The organism is Paragemmobacter amnigenus, from assembly GCF_009908265.2.
In the GTDB taxonomy this organism is placed as follows: Bacteria; Pseudomonadota; Alphaproteobacteria; order Rhodobacterales; family Rhodobacteraceae; genus Paragemmobacter; species Paragemmobacter amnigenus.
Genome location: NZ_JAAATX020000009.1, coordinates 52,101 through 67,301 on the forward strand (window position 1 = coordinate 52,101; position 15,201 = coordinate 67,301).

Annotated in this window: 16 protein-coding genes; 6 read left to right on the forward strand and 10 right to left on the reverse strand. The window is 63.4% G+C overall.

The features are described 5' to 3' along the window. Nucleotides 1-17: 17 nt before the first annotated feature. On the reverse strand, nt 18-866 hold the full coding sequence (locus tag GU927_RS13235) for a hypothetical protein (protein WP_217765646.1): 849 nt from the start codon (nt 864-866) through the stop codon (nt 18-20). 16 nt (nt 867-882) lie between these two features. Beyond that, nucleotides 883-1,608, reverse strand: a complete 726-nt coding sequence (locus tag GU927_RS13240) for a HupE/UreJ family protein (protein ID WP_161762930.1) — start codon at nt 1,606-1,608, stop codon at nt 883-885. A gap of 480 nt (nt 1,609-2,088) precedes the next feature. On the opposite strand from GU927_RS13240, the gene GU927_RS13245 reads away from it, so the two are divergent. Together GU927_RS13245 and GU927_RS13250 are read left to right on the forward strand one after the other, a co-directional pair. Next, entirely contained in the window at nt 2,089-2,346 is a 258-nt protein-coding gene (locus tag GU927_RS13245; protein WP_161762931.1) for a metal-sensing transcriptional repressor, read from the forward strand. Continuing rightward, nucleotides 2,346-3,653, forward strand: a complete 1,308-nt coding sequence (locus GU927_RS13250) for an MFS transporter (RefSeq protein ID WP_161762932.1) — start codon at nt 2,346-2,348, stop codon at nt 3,651-3,653. The genes GU927_RS13245 and GU927_RS13250 overlap by 1 nt, the downstream gene beginning before the upstream one ends. Nucleotides 3,654-3,723: 70 nt before the next feature. On the opposite strand, the gene GU927_RS13255 is transcribed toward GU927_RS13250, so the two are convergent. Continuing rightward, on the reverse strand, nt 3,724-4,578 hold the full coding sequence (locus GU927_RS13255; RefSeq protein ID WP_161762933.1) for a sterol desaturase family protein: 855 nt from the start codon (nt 4,576-4,578) through the stop codon (nt 3,724-3,726). 88 nt (nt 4,579-4,666) lie between these two features. Here GU927_RS13255 and GU927_RS13260 point away from each other — a divergent pair, with 88 nt between their 5' ends. Further along, nucleotides 4,667-5,332, forward strand: coding sequence for an ArsR/SmtB family transcription factor (locus GU927_RS13260; RefSeq protein WP_161762934.1), 666 nt, complete (start codon nt 4,667-4,669; stop codon nt 5,330-5,332). A 103-nt stretch (nt 5,333-5,435) separates the two neighbouring features. On the opposite strand, the gene GU927_RS13265 is transcribed toward GU927_RS13260, so the two are convergent. The 6 genes from GU927_RS13265 to repA form a co-directional block, all read right to left on the reverse strand. Then, a complete protein-coding gene (locus tag GU927_RS13265) occupies nt 5,436-5,600 on the reverse strand; it encodes a hypothetical protein (protein WP_007803240.1) in 165 nt (54 codons plus the stop codon). Nucleotides 5,601-5,989: 389 nt separating this feature from the next. Beyond that, nucleotides 5,990-6,463 carry a hypothetical protein gene (locus GU927_RS13270; protein ID WP_161762935.1) on the reverse strand — a complete coding sequence of 158 codons (474 nt, stop codon included), beginning with the start codon at nt 6,461-6,463 and terminating at the stop codon, nt 5,990-5,992. 97 nt (nt 6,464-6,560) lie between these two features. Next, entirely contained in the window at nt 6,561-8,732 is a 2,172-nt protein-coding gene (locus GU927_RS13275) for a ParB/RepB/Spo0J family partition protein (RefSeq protein WP_161762936.1), read from the reverse strand. 166 nt (nt 8,733-8,898) lie between these two features. After that, a complete protein-coding gene (gene repC, locus GU927_RS13280; RefSeq protein WP_161762937.1) occupies nt 8,899-10,110 on the reverse strand; it encodes a plasmid replication protein RepC in 1,212 nt (403 codons plus the stop codon). Nucleotides 10,111-10,293: 183 nt separating this feature from the next. Next, complete coding sequence (gene repB / locus GU927_RS13285) at nt 10,294-11,286, reverse strand: plasmid partitioning protein RepB (RefSeq protein WP_161762938.1); 993 nt, start codon at nt 11,284-11,286, stop codon at nt 10,294-10,296. Continuing rightward, complete coding sequence (gene repA, locus GU927_RS13290; RefSeq protein ID WP_161762939.1) at nt 11,286-12,470, reverse strand: plasmid partitioning protein RepA; 1,185 nt, start codon at nt 12,468-12,470, stop codon at nt 11,286-11,288. The genes repB and repA overlap by 1 nt, the downstream gene beginning before the upstream one ends. A 215-nt stretch (nt 12,471-12,685) precedes the next feature. Between repA and GU927_RS13295 the strand changes: the two genes are divergently transcribed. Together GU927_RS13295 and GU927_RS13300 are read left to right on the forward strand one after the other, a co-directional pair. After that, the gene (locus GU927_RS13295; protein WP_018065893.1) at nt 12,686-12,913 is read left to right on the forward strand and encodes an AbrB/MazE/SpoVT family DNA-binding domain-containing protein; all 228 of its coding nucleotides are present in this window, start codon (nt 12,686-12,688) and stop codon (nt 12,911-12,913) included. Continuing rightward, nucleotides 12,903-13,298 (forward strand): PIN domain-containing protein, encoded by a 396-nt coding sequence (locus tag GU927_RS13300; protein WP_018065892.1) that lies wholly within the window; start codon nt 12,903-12,905, stop codon nt 13,296-13,298. The genes GU927_RS13295 and GU927_RS13300 overlap by 11 nt, the downstream gene beginning before the upstream one ends. 78 nt (nt 13,299-13,376) lie before the next feature. Here the strand turns inward: GU927_RS13300 and GU927_RS13305 are convergent, their stop codons facing one another. Beyond that, nucleotides 13,377-14,261 carry a recombinase family protein gene (locus tag GU927_RS13305; protein ID WP_161762940.1) on the reverse strand — a complete coding sequence of 295 codons (885 nt, stop codon included), beginning with the start codon at nt 14,259-14,261 and terminating at the stop codon, nt 13,377-13,379. Between the two features lie 213 nt (nt 14,262-14,474). Here GU927_RS13305 and GU927_RS13310 point away from each other — a divergent pair, with 213 nt between their 5' ends. Beyond that, the gene (locus GU927_RS13310) at nt 14,475-15,017 is read left to right on the forward strand and encodes a biotin transporter BioY (protein WP_161762941.1); all 543 of its coding nucleotides are present in this window, start codon (nt 14,475-14,477) and stop codon (nt 15,015-15,017) included. Nucleotides 15,018-15,201 lie beyond the last annotated feature (184 nt).

Below are 15,201 nucleotides of genomic sequence, written 5' to 3' on the forward strand. Positions count from 1 at the left end.
TGCCCCCGCCGAAGTGATCACGGAGCCTTGATCTCTGCGTAATCCCCACCCGTGCGCAGGGTCACGGTGACCGGCGCCTCGGTGCGGTTGCGCCAGAACCAGCCGTGGTTGCCAGTGAAGGCGGCAGTGAGGTCGCCTGAGGCCTCGGGCACGGCCCGGCCCTGTTCGTAGCTGATGCTCTCGCCGCTGCCGTCGCCGTGAAGATCAAAGTTCACCACGCTGCCGTTCGCCGTCCAGAAGAACCGGGCGGTCTGGCCTTCCTCCATGGAGAGCTTCACCTCGATCCCCTCGCCAGGGTTCAGTGTGTAGCTGACCTCATCGCGCCATTCGGGGGTGGCCGGTTCCGGTGCGGCGGCCTCGGCGACGGCGGCCTCGACCGGGTCGGGCGCAGGGGCTGCCGCCGCTTCGGGCGCTGGTTCTGCAACGACCGTGGCAGCCGCCGCAGGCTCGGTCAGGCTGGGCGGCGTGCCGATCACGGCAGAGATGGCCGCAAGCTGGGCGTCGATCCGGTCAAGCCGCTCCAGGATTTCGGGCGCGGGGGCGGCCGTGGCAGGCGTGTTTTCAACGGCAGCGACAGGCGCCGCTGCGGCGGCCTGGACATCGGCCTCGGCTTCCGCAGCAAGCTGCTGCTTGATCTCGCCCATCTCGGTCAGCCCGGTCAGGCCACCGACGCCGGTCGGGTCGATCCCGTATTCGGCGGGCAGCCAGAAGAGGACGAGGATCGCCCCTGCCGCCCCGGCGGCCAGCAGGGTGGACCGGATCAACCCGCCGGGTGTCGCCGGAACGGACTGGATGGGTGCAGCCGCCGCAGGATGGCGGGGTTCGGGCCGCAAGGGGGCTTTCGAGATATCGAAACGGTTGGTCATGGGTCTCGCCCTCCTTTCAGGCGACGAAATATCCGGTGATCTGCAGGCCCATCAGGGCAAAGCCAGCCACCATCATCAGGACATTCGCGGCATAGGCCTGCCGCGCGAAGGCGGGGCGCGCCCGCCAGTGGGTCATCGCCGTCAGGATCAGGGCGAGCGCCATCAGCTGGCCAAGCTCCACCCCCACGTTGAAGGCGATCAGGTTACCCAGCAGGCCGTCGGGCGAGATATCGTAATCCTGAATCTTGGTGGCCAAGCCGAAGCCGTGCAGCAGGCCGAAGATCAGCGTCGCGGCCTTGGTGTTTGGCTGAACCCCGAACCACAGGCGGAAGGCGCCGAGGTTGTCGAGCGCCTTGTAGACCACCGAAAACGCGATGATTGCATCGATGATGTAGGCGTTGATCGAGATGGACCACCAGACGCCCGCGATCATCGTGACCGAATGGCCGATGGCGAAGATACTGACGTAGGTGGCGATGTCCTTGGACCGGTAGAGGAAGAAGATCACCCCGGCGAGAAAGAGAAGGTGGTCGTAGCCCGTCACCATGTGCTTGGCGCCGAGATAGATGAAGGCGATGGGGCGGAAGCCCGTCACCTCCTGCACATAGCCCGCGTCGCCTTCGGTGACGTTGTGGGCAAGGGCCGCGCCCGCAAGCAGCAGGGCGGCAAGAGTGGTGGCGACCGCGAGAAGTACCTGCCACGGCAGGGATGGGCGTCGGTGCGCCCTTGGGTTGGATGTCATCGTTAGATTTTCCTGACTGATGGAACTGTCGGACCGCCCGCTGACGCAGGCGGCGGCTCAGGTCATCGTCAGTCGGGGTGGCCGTCGCGGCCCGTCACGGGTAGTCCCATCAGCCGCAAAGGAGGCGGGGCGCAGCGTCCGCGCAGGGGGTGGCGGGACTTCGGCTCCTGGCGCCGCGAGCAAGGCCGCGCCAACATGATCATGATCGCTCGAGTCATGATGATCCGACCCGGCAATGTCATGCACATGGCCATGCTCGGCATGATAGGCACGATGATCAGCCTCTGCGGCCATCGCGCCGGGCCCGTGCTTCAACGCTTCCACGGCCGGAGCAACCGCCAGCGACAGGGCCATGAGCAGACAGACGCAAAGCGCCCTGATCGCTGCCCAAGTTACCGAGATTGCTCGCATCCTCGTCCTTTGGGGTTGGCCCCCTTCACTCTCTTGCCTCATCCCCCCAGGGGGGATAATCTCCTCTATATGGCAGAAGATCACACCCACGCAAGCCACCCCGCCATCGCCACCCGACTGAAGCGCGCCGAGGGGCATCTGCGCCGCGTCATCGGCATGATCGAGGAGGGGCGGCCTTGCGTCGATCTGGCCACGCAGCTGCACGCCGTCGAGCGCGCCGTGGCCGAGGCAAAGCGGGCGCTGATCCACGACCATATAGACCATTGCCTGACGGGCGCAGGGACTCATGATCTGGCCGAGATCAAGTCCCTGACAAAGCTGCTCTGATGCTTAGCGCCCTGCGCAACCCCACGTTCCGACATCTCTTCGCCGCACAGATCGTGGCGCTGGTCGGCACGGGGCTTGCCACCGTCGCGCTTGGCCTTCTCGCCTGGCAGTTGGCGGGGGAAAACGCAGGGGCCGTACTGGGCACGGCCCTGGCGATAAAGATGGTGGCCTATGTGACGCTTGCGCCGGTGTCAGCGGCCATCGCCGAACGCCTGCCGCGCCGAGCCTTTCTTGTAGCACTGGACCTGATCCGGGCGGGCGTGATCGCCTTCCTGCCCTTCGTGGATCAGGTCTGGCAGGTCTACGTCCTGATTTTTGCCCTTCAGGCCGCCTCGGCCGGGTTCACCCCGGCCTTCCAGGCAGTCATTCCCGACGTGCTGAAAGACGAGGACGACTACACCAACGCCTTGTCCCTCCTCCGGCTAGCCGAAGATCTCGAACAGCTCGCCTCGCCCATGCTGGCTGCGGCGCTTCTGACGGTCGTCAGCTTCCCAGTGCTGTTTCTGGGCACGGTCGTGGGTTTTCTTGCTTCGGCTGCGCTTGTTGTGACGGCGCGCCTGCCAGCGCGGGCGAAGGCCGAACCCGGCCACTTCTGGGCCGACGTAACCAAGGGCATCCGCATCTACACCCGCACCCCGCGCCTGCGCGGGCTGATGGTGATGGAGGCCGCTGTCGCCGCAGCCGGCGCAATGGTCTACGTGAACACGGTCGTTCTGGTGCAGGCCCGATTGGGTCTGGGCGAGGAAGCCGTGGCGCTCGCCTTCGCAGGCTTTGGCGCCGGGTCGATGCTGGCGGCTTTCCTGCTGCCGCGCATCCTGGACCGTCTGGAAGACCGCCCCGTGATGATCGGCGGGGCGGCTCTGATGGTCGCAGGCGTGGCGTTGGTGCCGCTGGTGGGTAGCCTTGCCGCGCTGATCGCACTTTGGGCCGTGATCGGCTTCGGCTTCTCGCTGACGCAAACCCCCATCGGGCGGATCATCAATCGCTCAGCGCGCGAGGCCGACCGGGGTTCTGTCTTTGCCGCGCAATTCGCACTTTCGCATGCGTGCTGGCTGGTCACCTATCCACTTGCCGGATGGATCGGCGCGGGAGCTGGACTTTCGGTGGCGGCCATCAGTCTGGCCGTCATCGGCGCCGCAGGCCTTGCCGCCGTGTGGCACCTCTGGCCCGCGAACGACCAGACAATCCTTCCGCATGACCACCCGGAACTTCCACCAGGCCACCCGCATCTGGCCGAGCATGGCGAGCTTCACGCCCACGCCGTGGTGATCGACGACCTGCATCGCCGCTGGCCGAAGGCTGCATAACGTCCAACAAGCCCCAGATCGCAAGGCCGGGAACCAAATTCCGCTTAATTGGCGCGTTACTGTTTGAGGGTCAAGCTTGTCGGTCCTTTGGCGCTATCGGTAAGTCAAGAGCATGACCGCTGACTGGTCCGCGCAGCGGCTGCGTCAGCATCCGGTCAAGCCACAGGTCACGGCGCGTGCGGAACTGCTCGATCCCTATGTCCATCCCCTCGTGCCCCTTTGCCGGTTGGGCGATGTAGGTACCCAAGAGCCGGTCCCACCACGGCAGGTTGAAGCCGTAGTTCGAGTTGGTCTCGCGCGGGTCGACTGAATGATGGACGCGGTGCATGTCCGGGGTGACGACGAAGAGGCGCAGCACCCTGTCCACCGGGCGCGGCAGATCGATGTTGGCGTGGTTGAACAGTGCGGTCGCGTTGAGGATCACCTCGAACAGTAGCACTGCGACAGCTGGCGGGCCCAGGGCCGCAACCGCCGCCAGCTTGATACCCATCGAAATGAGGATTTCCACCGGGTGGAAGCGCAGACCTGTCGTTGCGTCGAAGTCGAGATCGGCGTGATGCATCCGGTGCAGCCGCCAGAGCCCAGGCACTGCATGGAACATCACATGCTGAAGATAGATCGTCAGATCGAGCAGCAGCATCGAGACGATGATCGCGACCCAGAACGGCACATCGAGATTGTTGAACAGGCCCCAGCCGCGATCCTCGGCCATGACGGCCAACCCGACCGCAAGGATCGGGAACGACAGCCGTAGGATGATTGTGTCGACCACCACGAGCGCGAGATTGTTCGTCCAGCGGATCACCCGAGGAATCTCCCGCCGACGCCGGGGGGCTGCCACTTCCCAAAGCGCCATCGCTGCCAGAACACCCAGAAAGATGGCAAGACGGATGGTCGCCTCGGTGGCAAGGATGGTCTCGGACATGGGGCGCGGGCCTTGGGGCTTGTGGGGCGCGATGGAGTCGCTATTATTCAAGTTATCGCTTGAATGATGTAGCGTCAGGAGACATGATTTGTCAATCGGCCCTAAGCTCGCCCTGCTGGAGGAATACGCCCTCGTCGCGCGCGCCATGTCGGCACCGGCGCGTCTGATGCTGTTAGAACAACTGGCGCAAGGGGAGCGTGGGGTGGAGGCGCTGGCCGACAAAACGGACCTCACCATCGCCAACTGCTCGCAACACCTACAACAGTTGCGCCGAGCCGCTCTCGTCACCAGTCGCCGCGACGGCAAGGCGGTGATCTACCGGCTGACCGACGCGAAGACGCTCGCGCTCATGGACCTTCTGCGCGTCGTCGCGGAGCGGAACCTCGCGCAAGTCGAGCGCCTCTTGCGAGGGCTTTCAAGCGGCGAGGATGCCCCTGAGCCAGTAAGCAGGGAGGACCTAGCAGCCCGGATCGCCGAGGGCTCTGTGACCGTGCTCGATGTACGCCCCGCAGATGAATACGCTGTGGGTCACATTCCGGGGGCGCTCAACATGACGCTGACGGAGATCGAGCGGATTGTCCCGACGCTCGATCCGGCCACCGAAATCGTGGCCTATTGCAGGGGCCCCTATTGCATCTATGCCCACCAGGCTGTCGCCGCCCTACGCAAACACGGCCTCAATGCGCGCCGCCTTGACGGCGGTTTGCCGGAATGGCGCGAGGATGGCCTGCCAGTGATGGCAGGCGCGCAATAGTCCGATGACCGTGCATTTCATCGGCGCAAGGCCACTCGGCCGACGATAGGCCCGGCGGCGCGTCTGCGCCGTACCCGGGCCCTCTGGAAGTGAGGCCGAAGCCTCACCCGAAGGGATCGTATTCCGAGACGATCACGACCTCGTCGCCGTCGATTTCATCGGCGGGGACGGCGCCGAAGGTTCCATCCCCTGCCTGGAAGACGACGATTGAGACCATGAGCGTGGCGGCGAGGGAGGCGGCGAAAGCGTGAGCATCTTTGCGGGACATCTGTTTGGCTCCTGTCTTGGAGGCGGGGGACCATCCCCCGCGCGACAGGACCCCGCAGGCCCGAAGACTGGCTGACATCACCGGGTGCGTTCGGCTCGTCCGAATCCACCCGGCGGCACGGGCTTGCCCGTAGTCCGACCCCTCGCGGGTTGATCTCGAAGACGGGATTCGGGGCAAGGAAGGGAATGGCGAGCGGGGGATGGTGCCCCAACGTCAGGAGCCGGTTGTCCCGCTGATGCATGTAACGCTGCCAGCCTCCCGGGCAGGCTCTTGGCTGAAGACCTGCTTCTTGGGGGATGAATCCCTTGATGCCCCGCGATTTCGCGGGACGAGGGGTGTGGTCGGTAAGAGGCCTGCCGGAGGGCAGTCCCCTCACGCCTTGACAGGGCTCAGGCGGCCAGGTCCGCGCCCCCTGCCCTATCGCCGTCGTCGGCGCCGACGATCTCAAACCGTGCGTTGCGATAGCCCTCCCGCGCGATCCAAAGCTCGGCTGCGGTGACGGACTCCGCCAGATGCAGCAGTTCCGTATTGCCCCCGAAGTCCAGCAGCACACAGACCTGCCCGGGCTTCGGTTCCTCGGCCACCTCGAAGATCAGACGGCTATCCGCCGAATGACTGCGCATGATGGTGACCAGGATGACCCCGTCCGAGGAGAAATTCCCCTCATGGAGCGTGAAGGAGGCCGGAGCGGTCCAGGTCGGATAGACCCTGGGCGGTTCCTTCTTCACAAGGCGGCCGACACCGTTCGAGCGCTCCCAGGCCGCGAGCTTCTTGGTGAAACGTGCTGGCGGCTTGGGATTACCGTCGGTATAGCGAATCAGCGCCCCCAAAGGGGCTGTGTCGATGATGGTCGTTGCAGACATGATTCCTCATCCCGAATGCGAGTGTTCGCATTCATCATATTGATATTGCTGTATTTTGTGAGATTGGGGCGGGTTTCCCCGCCCCGGATGGCTCAGATCACTCCGCTGCCATCATTGACGCATAGCTGTCCGGCAGATCAGCCGTCAGGAAGGCCGGGAGATCGACCTCTTCGGGCTGACCAGCGTCCTCCCCCTGCCCTTCTCCGACCGCCTCGCCGTCGAACGCCACCAGATCGGCCCGGCGCAGGACCTCGGGCAACCAGCCGCTGCCTTTGAGGAGCCGCTCGGCTTCCGTGGCCATCTCACCCTTCTTCAGATGGTCGAGCAGCTGCGCGGTGCCCTCCCCCCTTGCCTCGCGCACAGCCTCGAGGATCCGGGCCTTGGGCACACGGTTGAGGTAACCATCGACGGTCGGCTCCCAGCCTGCCTTGACCATGTCGAGATCGACGGCACGGGCCACCAGATCGGCATGAGCCATGCGGCGGGTCAGACCGCTGGCCGAGATACCCGCTCCATAGGGGTTCACCTTCTCATGGAGCGCGTTGATCCCAAAGCTGAGGCAATGCGCCAGAAGAGCCAGACGGCTGCCCTGGTCGAGGGCCGCAAGATAGTCCCAGAGCGCCACATCATCGCCGAGGGGCAGATCGGCCTCCCAGGCGGCGTGACGCTCATCGACGAGCTTCGCCACGACGCTGTCCTTCAGATCGGGCGCCTGCGCCGACATGTAGACGTGACGAACGGAGGCTTCGAGACAGCTGCCCGAGGCAGAGGAGGTGCGGAACGTATCCGTCACCAGTTTCAGGAGCAGGAGCGTCAGCGCGACGTCCGGCGAGCGTCCGATGGCTTCGCGCAGTGCAAGGGTCCTGTGGGCGGTCAGTTCCATGACCAGCCGCTCGGGCAGCGGTTTCAGCGCGCCATCGTCCTCATCATCGGTCGGATCGGCGCCGATCGGTTGACCACCCGAAGTAATGACGGTGCCGCCAGCAGAGGTCGCCGACGGTTTCCAGCTGGAACCCCCGACATCACCCCCCTGCCCCATGCCGTCCGCGTCGTCGCCCTCCTGGACCGCGGTCTCCTCGCGCGGCTCGTCCTCGGGCCGGACATAGCCGCGATAGACAGCCAGGCTGCCATCCCGATCCAGCGTGACGAAGACGCCCGCGCGCGCAACTTCGGCCGGGTCGTAGATCAAGGCCCGCTGTTCGAGCGCTTCCATCGCCATCTCGAGCTGACCGAGGCGCGCATCGATCTCCTCGGGGTACTCGTCCTGGCCGGAGTATTCCTCCTCCAGCGCGCGGTATTCGGAGAGCAACGCCGCATGGGACGCGCTTTCCTCGTCGGTCATCCGCGCGGGATCACCGAGGAGACGCCGCAGACCGTGGCTGTAGCCATAGGGCAGGTCGGTCGCGACCTCGATCCACTTCCAGCCTTCGGAAGTGAGCGCTTCGGCTTCAGCCTGAAGCTTCTCGGCCACCAGCCGATCGAGAAGGGCAGGGTCCTCGAGCCAACCACCATCATCGCCCTGGAAGAGATCGCGCAGCACAACACCGCCCGCGGCCTCATAGGCATCGATACCGACGAAGACGGCGCGACGATCCGAGGCCCGAACCGAGCTCTCGGTCAGCATGCGGCGGATGGCGTAGGGCTCTTTGTTCCAGGAGTTCTTCACCGCGTCCCAGACCTGCATCTGACGCCCGTGGTCGGGGTTCACCGTGAACGCCATCAGCTGTTCCAACGTCATGCCATCCTCGGCATAGACCTCGAGCAGGGCAGGGGTCACGGAGGCAAGTTTCAGGCGCTGCTTGACGATCTGCGGCGTCACGAAGAACGCTGCCGCGATCGCTTCCTCGCCCTGACCCTTTTCGCGCAGCGCCTGAAACGCACGGAACTGGTCGAGCGGATGCAGGGCGACGCGCTGCATGTTCTCCGCGAGCGAGTCGTCCTCGGCCAGAATCTCGGACGCGGCATCTCGCACGATGCAGGGGATCGGCGCGGTCTTCGCCAGCCGCTTCTGCTTCACCAGCAACGACAGCGCCTGGAAGCGACGACCACCGGCCGGGATCTCGAACATGCCGGTCTCCACCCCATCGGCATCGAGCATGGGCCGGACGTTCAAGCCCTGCAGCAGGCCGCGCCGCGCGATGTCCTCGGCAAGTTCCTCGACCGAGACGCCAGCGTTGATGCGCCGCACGTTGGACTGGCTCAGCGCGAGCTTGTCGAAGGGGATGTCCCGTGCGGGGGACAGGGTGACTTTCTGGGCTGCTTTCGCCATCAGATCTTCTCCGCGACGGGCGCCGGGAGCCACTCTCCCGATCTCACTTCCCGTCACCCCTCAAACCCCCAACCTTTCCCTCTGTTCGTTCATCGTCTTGCGACCTGTCATGTAGTTCACAGCTGTGAACTCTCGTCCCGCTCGAGCCAGTTCACAGCTGTGAACATTATGCCGCGGTTCGCCGGGACATCAGCGCCATGATCATCGGCCCGCAGGAGAACTCGCCCGCTGCCGCCTTCGATGTCAGCGCGCGGAGGTAGCCACCGGGCGATCGGATGTCGGCAAAGCGTTCCAGCATGGCCACAACTACGATGGATGCCTGCTCAGGGCCCATGAACCGTTGTGCTTCTTCCCAAGCGGACGCACTGATCCCCATGGCGGGCCGTACATGGCAAGCCGCGTCGAAGAGCTGATGCCAATGGCGGATGTCGCCCTGGTAAAAGGTTTTGAGCGACGGGCAGCCAGCGATCACCAGATGGAGCGGGATCTTTGGCACGCGTCTTGTGTCCGCTTCTTCCACGTTAGCACCAGGTGCATCCGTTTCAACATCTGGCGCGGCGGCCGACGCCCCTCCTTTTTCTAAGGCAGGTTCAATATCTATAGATTCTTCATTTGAATTATGATGATGGCGCTCAAACTGGGCACCATTGGTGTTCATTTTTTCTGTTTCAGGCCCATCAATGACGTTGCGTGCATGATCAAGAAGGGCTTCGAGGCCGATCCGATATGCGGAGAGCTCTTCAAGCGTAAGCTTGCGGCGCAGGGCGCGCGCTGTGAGGACAGCCTTGTCGCGAAACTGATCCCATAGGCCAAGGCCTGGCTGGAGCTCCTCTCCAAACTCCGCGAGGGCGGCGAGATCGCGCCGCATCAGGCTCACGACCTCCCGCAGTCGCCGCACACGGTCCTCGGCCTCACGCACGGCCTCTGCGGCCCGTGTAATCTCCTCGGTCCGACAGTAGAGCGGCGACAGGTCGAACCCAAAAGCCACGCGCTCTTCGCCGTGCTTGCGGACATATCGCTTCCCGTTGGGGCTATCGCGCCGCATGAGCAAGCCTGCCTCGACAAGGCGCGCCAAGTGTCGGCGCATGGTGGAGCAGGGCATGCCATTCAGGCGCTCGCAGATCGCCTTGTTGGACGGGAAGACGACCATTTCAGCGTTCCCGCCAAGCGCATCGTCCGGGAAGAAGCTGAGGAGACACTGCATGACCGTCAGATCACGTTCCGTGACCCCAAAGGCCGCTTGCGCCTTGGACAGTTCGCGCAGGAGTTCCCACTTGTTGATGGGCTTGCCCGGAACAGACGCCTCAGGTCGCTCGACCACGCGCAGATGGGCGTGCGAGATTGGCCGCATAAACGGCGAAATCGGTGTGTACTCCATGATGTCAGTTCACGAAGGCATAGAAAGACCGTTCCGCGAATCACATATGACTTGCGGTTTGCGCGCTGGCCCACTACCTTGAAGGTGCTAAGATCAAAGTTGGGGTCTCGTGGAGCGCAAGCTTTGCGGGACCTTTTCTTTAGCCTGTACCGTGCCTCCTTTTTGTTGCTGCTCTGCCTCTCTTCATGTCTCGCGTCTCCAGCGATCATGAAGCTCGTCGAGGACGTCCTGCGCACGGGCGTCGAGCCACTGCGCAAAGGCATCGTCCACATCCGTAAGGTCCAGCCTGACCGCCCGAGCCGACCGCTTTATGGCGCCCGCAGGTGCGCCATCGATCAAAAGAGGCGTCGCTTTGGGTCTCGGCTTTCTGCCAAGAGAAGGACCAGTGGTCTTCTTCACATGGCGGACAACGGCTTCAAATGCCGCGACCGAAGGATCAAGCTGGGGCTCCTCTTCGGCCTGTTCGACTGCAGCCGCCTTGCCTCGGGCATCACTTGCAACACGGCAAAGCTCGTCCATGCCCATGCCGGTATTGGAGAGTTCCTTCGCCAACGATTCCCATCTGGGGCGCCCGATTCCATGAGCCGGTCCAATCGCACGGGCCAAGTCGGTCCCGATCGACTTGGCAACCGAGATCGACATCGACACAGCAGAACGGGTCACATTCAGCACTTCGGCAATCTGAGCCTGCGAACCAAAGCCGCTGGCGAGCAGCTCCTGGGCGAAGAGGGCGCGTTCGATATAGCTCAGATCGCGCCTTCCAGTGTTTTCGGAAACCTGGGCACGCAGCGCGGCCGTGTCGTCCAGGTTCGCGATAAGCGCTCGAACCTTCTTGACCTTGTCGGAGGCACGAATGGCCTCAAGACGGCGGCGTCCATAGACGAGTAGATAGCGATTGGTCTCGGTCGGGTGGCGCCTTACGAGAATGGGGACGGTCTGGCCGTTCTGCTCGATCGACGCACGCAGATCATCCACATCCTTGGGGTCGAGGCGATCCGAATACCTCTCGTCCTCGATCTCGACCGGGTCGAGTTCCCAGACATGATGGGCATCTACGGCATCACGCGCGGAGCGCAGGGCCCGATTGCTTGACATCATGCTGCCCGGGGCAGGGGGCGTCCCCGCTGCTGCCAGACTGTCGAGCATGGACATGCGCTTTTTCTTGCTATCGGTCATCAGCGCCCCCACGTCCTCTGAATGAGCTGGGCAATCTCATCGTTGACGGCATTCAGACTTTCGACTGCCCGGTCATAGGTTGTCCGGGTGAAGGCGCTCCGTTCGACCTCGTACAGGGTCTGCTTTGTCAGGCCGGCATCCGAGATGGCCGTCGACTTGAGCATCGGTGCGTTCAATACCTTGTCTCCGTACATAGTTCGCAGGAAGGCAACGATGCGATTCTGTGGTGCATCCGTCGGCTCGTAGCGGGTCAAGAGATAGCGCATCCAGTCATGCGACATGTCGGCTCCGCTATCGGCGATGACATCCATGAGGTCGGCCGTCATCCTGAGGAACTGGCTCATCGACATCACGTCGAGCATCTCGGGATGGATCGTCACCAGAACGCCCGTCGCGGCAGACAGCGCCGACATGGTCAAGAACCCGAGCTGCGGAGGGCAGTCGATAACGACGACATCGTACCGGTCATCGACCTGCGCCAGAGCTTCCTTCACGCGGAAGAAGAACAAGCCCGCGTTGCCGCGAGACAGTGCCCGCGGCGTTTCGTGCTCGAACTCCATGAGTTCGAGGTTTCCGGGAATCAGATCCAAGTTTGGTATGTAGGTCTTGCGGATGACCTGGGCGATCGGAACAGGATCTTCGTAGCGGATCGCATCGTAGAGCGTGCCGCCGTCAAGCAGGTCAAATTCCGGCTGAACCCCGTGCAAGGCCGTGAGCGAGGCCTGCGGATCAAGGTCGATCGCCAAGACACGGTACCCCTTGAGGGCCAACCTTTGAGCAAGATGCGCCGAGGAGGTTGTCTTGCCGCTTCCACCTTTGAAGTTCATTACCCCGATGATCTGAAGATGGTCTCCAGCACGACGACCAGGCAGGTAATCTCCCGGCTTGCGAGCCGTTTTCTCCAGCAGTATCCTTAAGTTATGAATATCTTCGGCCGAGTAGTGCCTCCTGTTCCCCGATGAGACTTCGGGCGACGGCCCCTTGCCATCAAGGTGAAGCTTTCTGAGGTATGAGTCGTTGACGCCCAGCAGAGCAGCAGCTTCACCTGAGGTGAATTTGCGCATAGTCTTAGAAGCGTCGGGCGGGAACAGGCTCTCACGCTGCGAATGCAGTTGCGCCGCCAGCAACTCAGAGTGCTGACGGATCACAGCGTTCAGGTCTTCCGGTGTCTCGGCTCTGCTCATCTGCCCTCTCGCGTCCGTGGCGTGTTCACGGATTTCGGCGTTTAGTCGCCCTTTTCCGTGACTATTGCCGGAGGACTCAGATTCGTGCAAGACCTTTCTAAATCTGGTGTCAGCCGTTGCGGGACGCACAAGAGTAGCCCGGGTACGGGTACAAGCTTGTCGGCGCAACCCATTTGATATACATTACGAAACGTAGATCAACGCAGGAGGTCACGATGCAGGTCGCAAAATGGGGCAACTCGCTCGCTGTCCGCTTGCCCGCGGAGCTTGTCCGGGAACTTGGCCTCAAGGAAGGCGATCAGATCGATCTGGTCAAGGACGACGGCCAGGTCAGAGTTCGTCGTCTGGCGCGCGCGGATGAGGTGCTTACGGGTCTGCGCCGCTTCCGGGGCAAGCTGCCCGCTGCAGAGCGCCTGAGCCGAGATGACGCGCATGAGCGCTGAGTTCGCGGACACGAATGTCGTTCTTTACCTGCTCGACGATGGCCCAAAGGCCGATCGCGCCGAGATTATCCTGGGGCAGGGGCCCCGGATCAGCGTTCAGGTCCTAAACGAGACGCTGGTGAACTGTCGCCGCAAGGCTGGCCTAAGCTGGGAAGAAGCAGGGGCGTTTCTCGAAGGAGTGCGTGCTTTGTGCCCCGTCGAAGACCTGACCCTCCAGACCCATGACGTCGGCCGTGCCTTGGCGGAACGCTACGGCTTCTCGATCTACGACGCGATGATCGTGGCCAGCGCTTTGGTTGCGGGCTGCACCACGCTGTGGAGCGAGGACATGCAAGATGGCCTGCTGGTCGAAGGCCAGCTTCGCATCATCAACCCCTTTGCGTGAGCAGAGAGTTTCTGAGCATGGCGCTGGCCAAAGCCTTGTAATCCTTCCATGTCATGGAGAATTTGCAAGGTATCTCGACTACGCAAGCAGCCCCAGCCTCTCAGCCCTTTCCAGCAGCATCTTCACCGAGGAGGGTTGCCAGCTTGTCCGCCCGCGGGGCGTACGCTCGCGCATCGCTTCCAGTCGAGTGCAGATCGCCTGAAGTGTGATGTCGGGGTCCGCGCCCTTGATGGCGGCGACGATGGCGGGCAGGCGGTCGTCGGTCTCGCGGCGGCCGGCGCGGTCCAGTACTGTGGGCGGTAGGAAGCCGTCCCGCACATAGGCGTTGACTGCGCGCAAAAGGCGGCTTTGCGTCCATTGGCGCTCGCGGGGCAGGGGGCCGTTGACGATGCGCAGCACGTCTTCCCAGGCCATGTCGGGCCGCAGGCGTCGCACATGGGGCACCCAGTCCTGCGCCGTCTCGTTCAGGCGTTCCATGTAGCCGTCCTGCCGCGCCAGCCGGACCTTGCGCAGCGCCGCCGGATCACGGGCGCGCAGGCCCGGGTTACCGCCGACCCTGCCTTTGGTCCGTGCGCTGGCCAGTCCGGCCTTGGTGCGTTCGCGGATCAGGGCGCGCTCGAACTCAGCGGCGGCGCCCAGGACCTGGAGAGTGAATTTGCCCTGCGGGGAGGACGTGTCGATCGGGTCCATGAGCGAGCGGAAGAAGGCGCCCTTGGCTTCCAGCCGCTCGATCACCTCCAGCAGATGCGAGAGGGATCGCGCGAGACGGTCGATCCGCACGACGACCAGCGTGTCGCCCTTGCCGATGCGTTCCAACAACCGCGCAAGCACCGGTCGCGCACGATTGCCGCCCGAGGCCTGCTCCTCGTGGATCTCGACGCAGCCCGCGGATTTCAGGGCCTGCGACTGGGGCAGGGGGGTCTGATCCTCGGTCGAGACGCGCGCGTAGCCGATCAGGGGCATAAAATCAGGCCATTTGCAGTTTCATATATCAGCAATAAACGACCGAATGACTCCACGAGACGACGTCTTGGGTAGGACCGAAGCGTCTTCGCAGGGCGGCGCTCGTGCTGCTGGCGGATCGCTTAGTCAAACGGAAGAATGTTTGCCCAGGTTTCAGAAAATCTTGCATTCGCGAACTCTGGCTGGTCTAAGCGGCGCAAAATGGGGGACGTGATGGAACGCAACCTTTCTCACATTGCGCTTTTTGCGGCGCTGATCGCTGTTCTGGGCCTGGTCCCCAAGATCGATCTGTCCGCAGGAGTTCCGATCACCGCACAGTCGTTGGGCATCATGCTCGCGGGAACGGTCCTGGGAGCAAAGCGTGGAGCGCTTGCGGTGCTCCTGTTTCTGACGCTCGTGGCAGCCGGGCTCCCGCTGCTAGCGGGCGGTCGCGGCGGCATCGGGGTCTTTGCTGGCCCATCAGTGGGCTTTCTCGTTGGCTTTCCTGTTGCAGCATTCGTCGCGGGATGGGTCATGGAGCGCACGACACTTTCCCCCGCAATTTCAGCCACCGCAGCTTCAGTGATCGGCGGAATTGGCGCTCTCTATCTTTTCGGGATCGCCGGCATGGCACTAATGCTCGGCAAGACGCTTGGGGAAGCAACCTTCCTCGCTGCGGCATTTCTCCCAGGCGATGCTCTGAAAGCTGTTCTGGCGGGCCTGATCACACAAAGCTTGTCGCGAATGCGCCCGACGTCGCTCTTGTCCCGCGCCTAAGCTCGACGCAGCTCCAACGTCCTCCAGGGTGCGCGTGATTGAGGGCGAAGGAGCGGCTTCCGCCAACTGCCAAGGTAACGAGCCTGACGCGCTGGAGTCCGACTTTTCGAAGACCGGGCGTTCGAGATGGACAATGTTTGGATGCAGGTTGCTCGGGCCGCCATTGCGACGCTTTGGCAGGGTT

Excerpts from the sequence above, each read along its gene's own strand:
- GU927_RS13275 (WP_161762936.1), bottom strand. The coding sequence starts at position 8,732 with ATGGCGAAAGCAGCCCAGAAAGTCACCCTGTCCCCCGCACGGGACATC.
- GU927_RS13295 (WP_018065893.1), top strand. The coding sequence starts at position 12,686 with ATGCAGGTCGCAAAATGGGGCAACTCGCTCGCTGTCCGCTTGCCCGCG.
- GU927_RS13245 (WP_161762931.1), top strand. The coding sequence starts at position 2,089 with ATGGCAGAAGATCACACCCACGCAAGCCACCCCGCCATCGCCACCCGA.
- GU927_RS13250 (WP_161762932.1), top strand. The coding sequence starts at position 2,346 with ATGCTTAGCGCCCTGCGCAACCCCACGTTCCGACATCTCTTCGCCGCA.
- GU927_RS13270 (WP_161762935.1), bottom strand. The coding sequence starts at position 6,463 with ATGTCTGCAACGACCATCATCGACACAGCCCCTTTGGGGGCGCTGATT.
- GU927_RS13255 (WP_161762933.1), bottom strand. The coding sequence starts at position 4,578 with ATGTCCGAGACCATCCTTGCCACCGAGGCGACCATCCGTCTTGCCATC.
- repC (WP_161762937.1), bottom strand. The coding sequence starts at position 10,110 with ATGGAGTACACACCGATTTCGCCGTTTATGCGGCCAATCTCGCACGCC.
- GU927_RS13300 (WP_018065892.1), top strand. The coding sequence starts at position 12,903 with ATGAGCGCTGAGTTCGCGGACACGAATGTCGTTCTTTACCTGCTCGAC.
- repA (WP_161762939.1), bottom strand. The coding sequence starts at position 12,470 with ATGAGCAGAGCCGAGACACCGGAAGACCTGAACGCTGTGATCCGTCAG.
- GU927_RS13310 (WP_161762941.1), top strand. The coding sequence starts at position 14,475 with ATGGAACGCAACCTTTCTCACATTGCGCTTTTTGCGGCGCTGATCGCT.
- GU927_RS13235 (WP_217765646.1), bottom strand. The coding sequence starts at position 866 with ATGACCAACCGTTTCGATATCTCGAAAGCCCCCTTGCGGCCCGAACCC.
- GU927_RS13305 (WP_161762940.1), bottom strand. The coding sequence starts at position 14,261 with ATGCCCCTGATCGGCTACGCGCGCGTCTCGACCGAGGATCAGACCCCC.
- repB (WP_161762938.1), bottom strand. The coding sequence starts at position 11,286 with ATGACCGATAGCAAGAAAAAGCGCATGTCCATGCTCGACAGTCTGGCA.
- GU927_RS13265 (WP_007803240.1), bottom strand. The coding sequence starts at position 5,600 with ATGTCCCGCAAAGATGCTCACGCTTTCGCCGCCTCCCTCGCCGCCACG.
- GU927_RS13240 (WP_161762930.1), bottom strand. The coding sequence starts at position 1,608 with ATGACATCCAACCCAAGGGCGCACCGACGCCCATCCCTGCCGTGGCAG.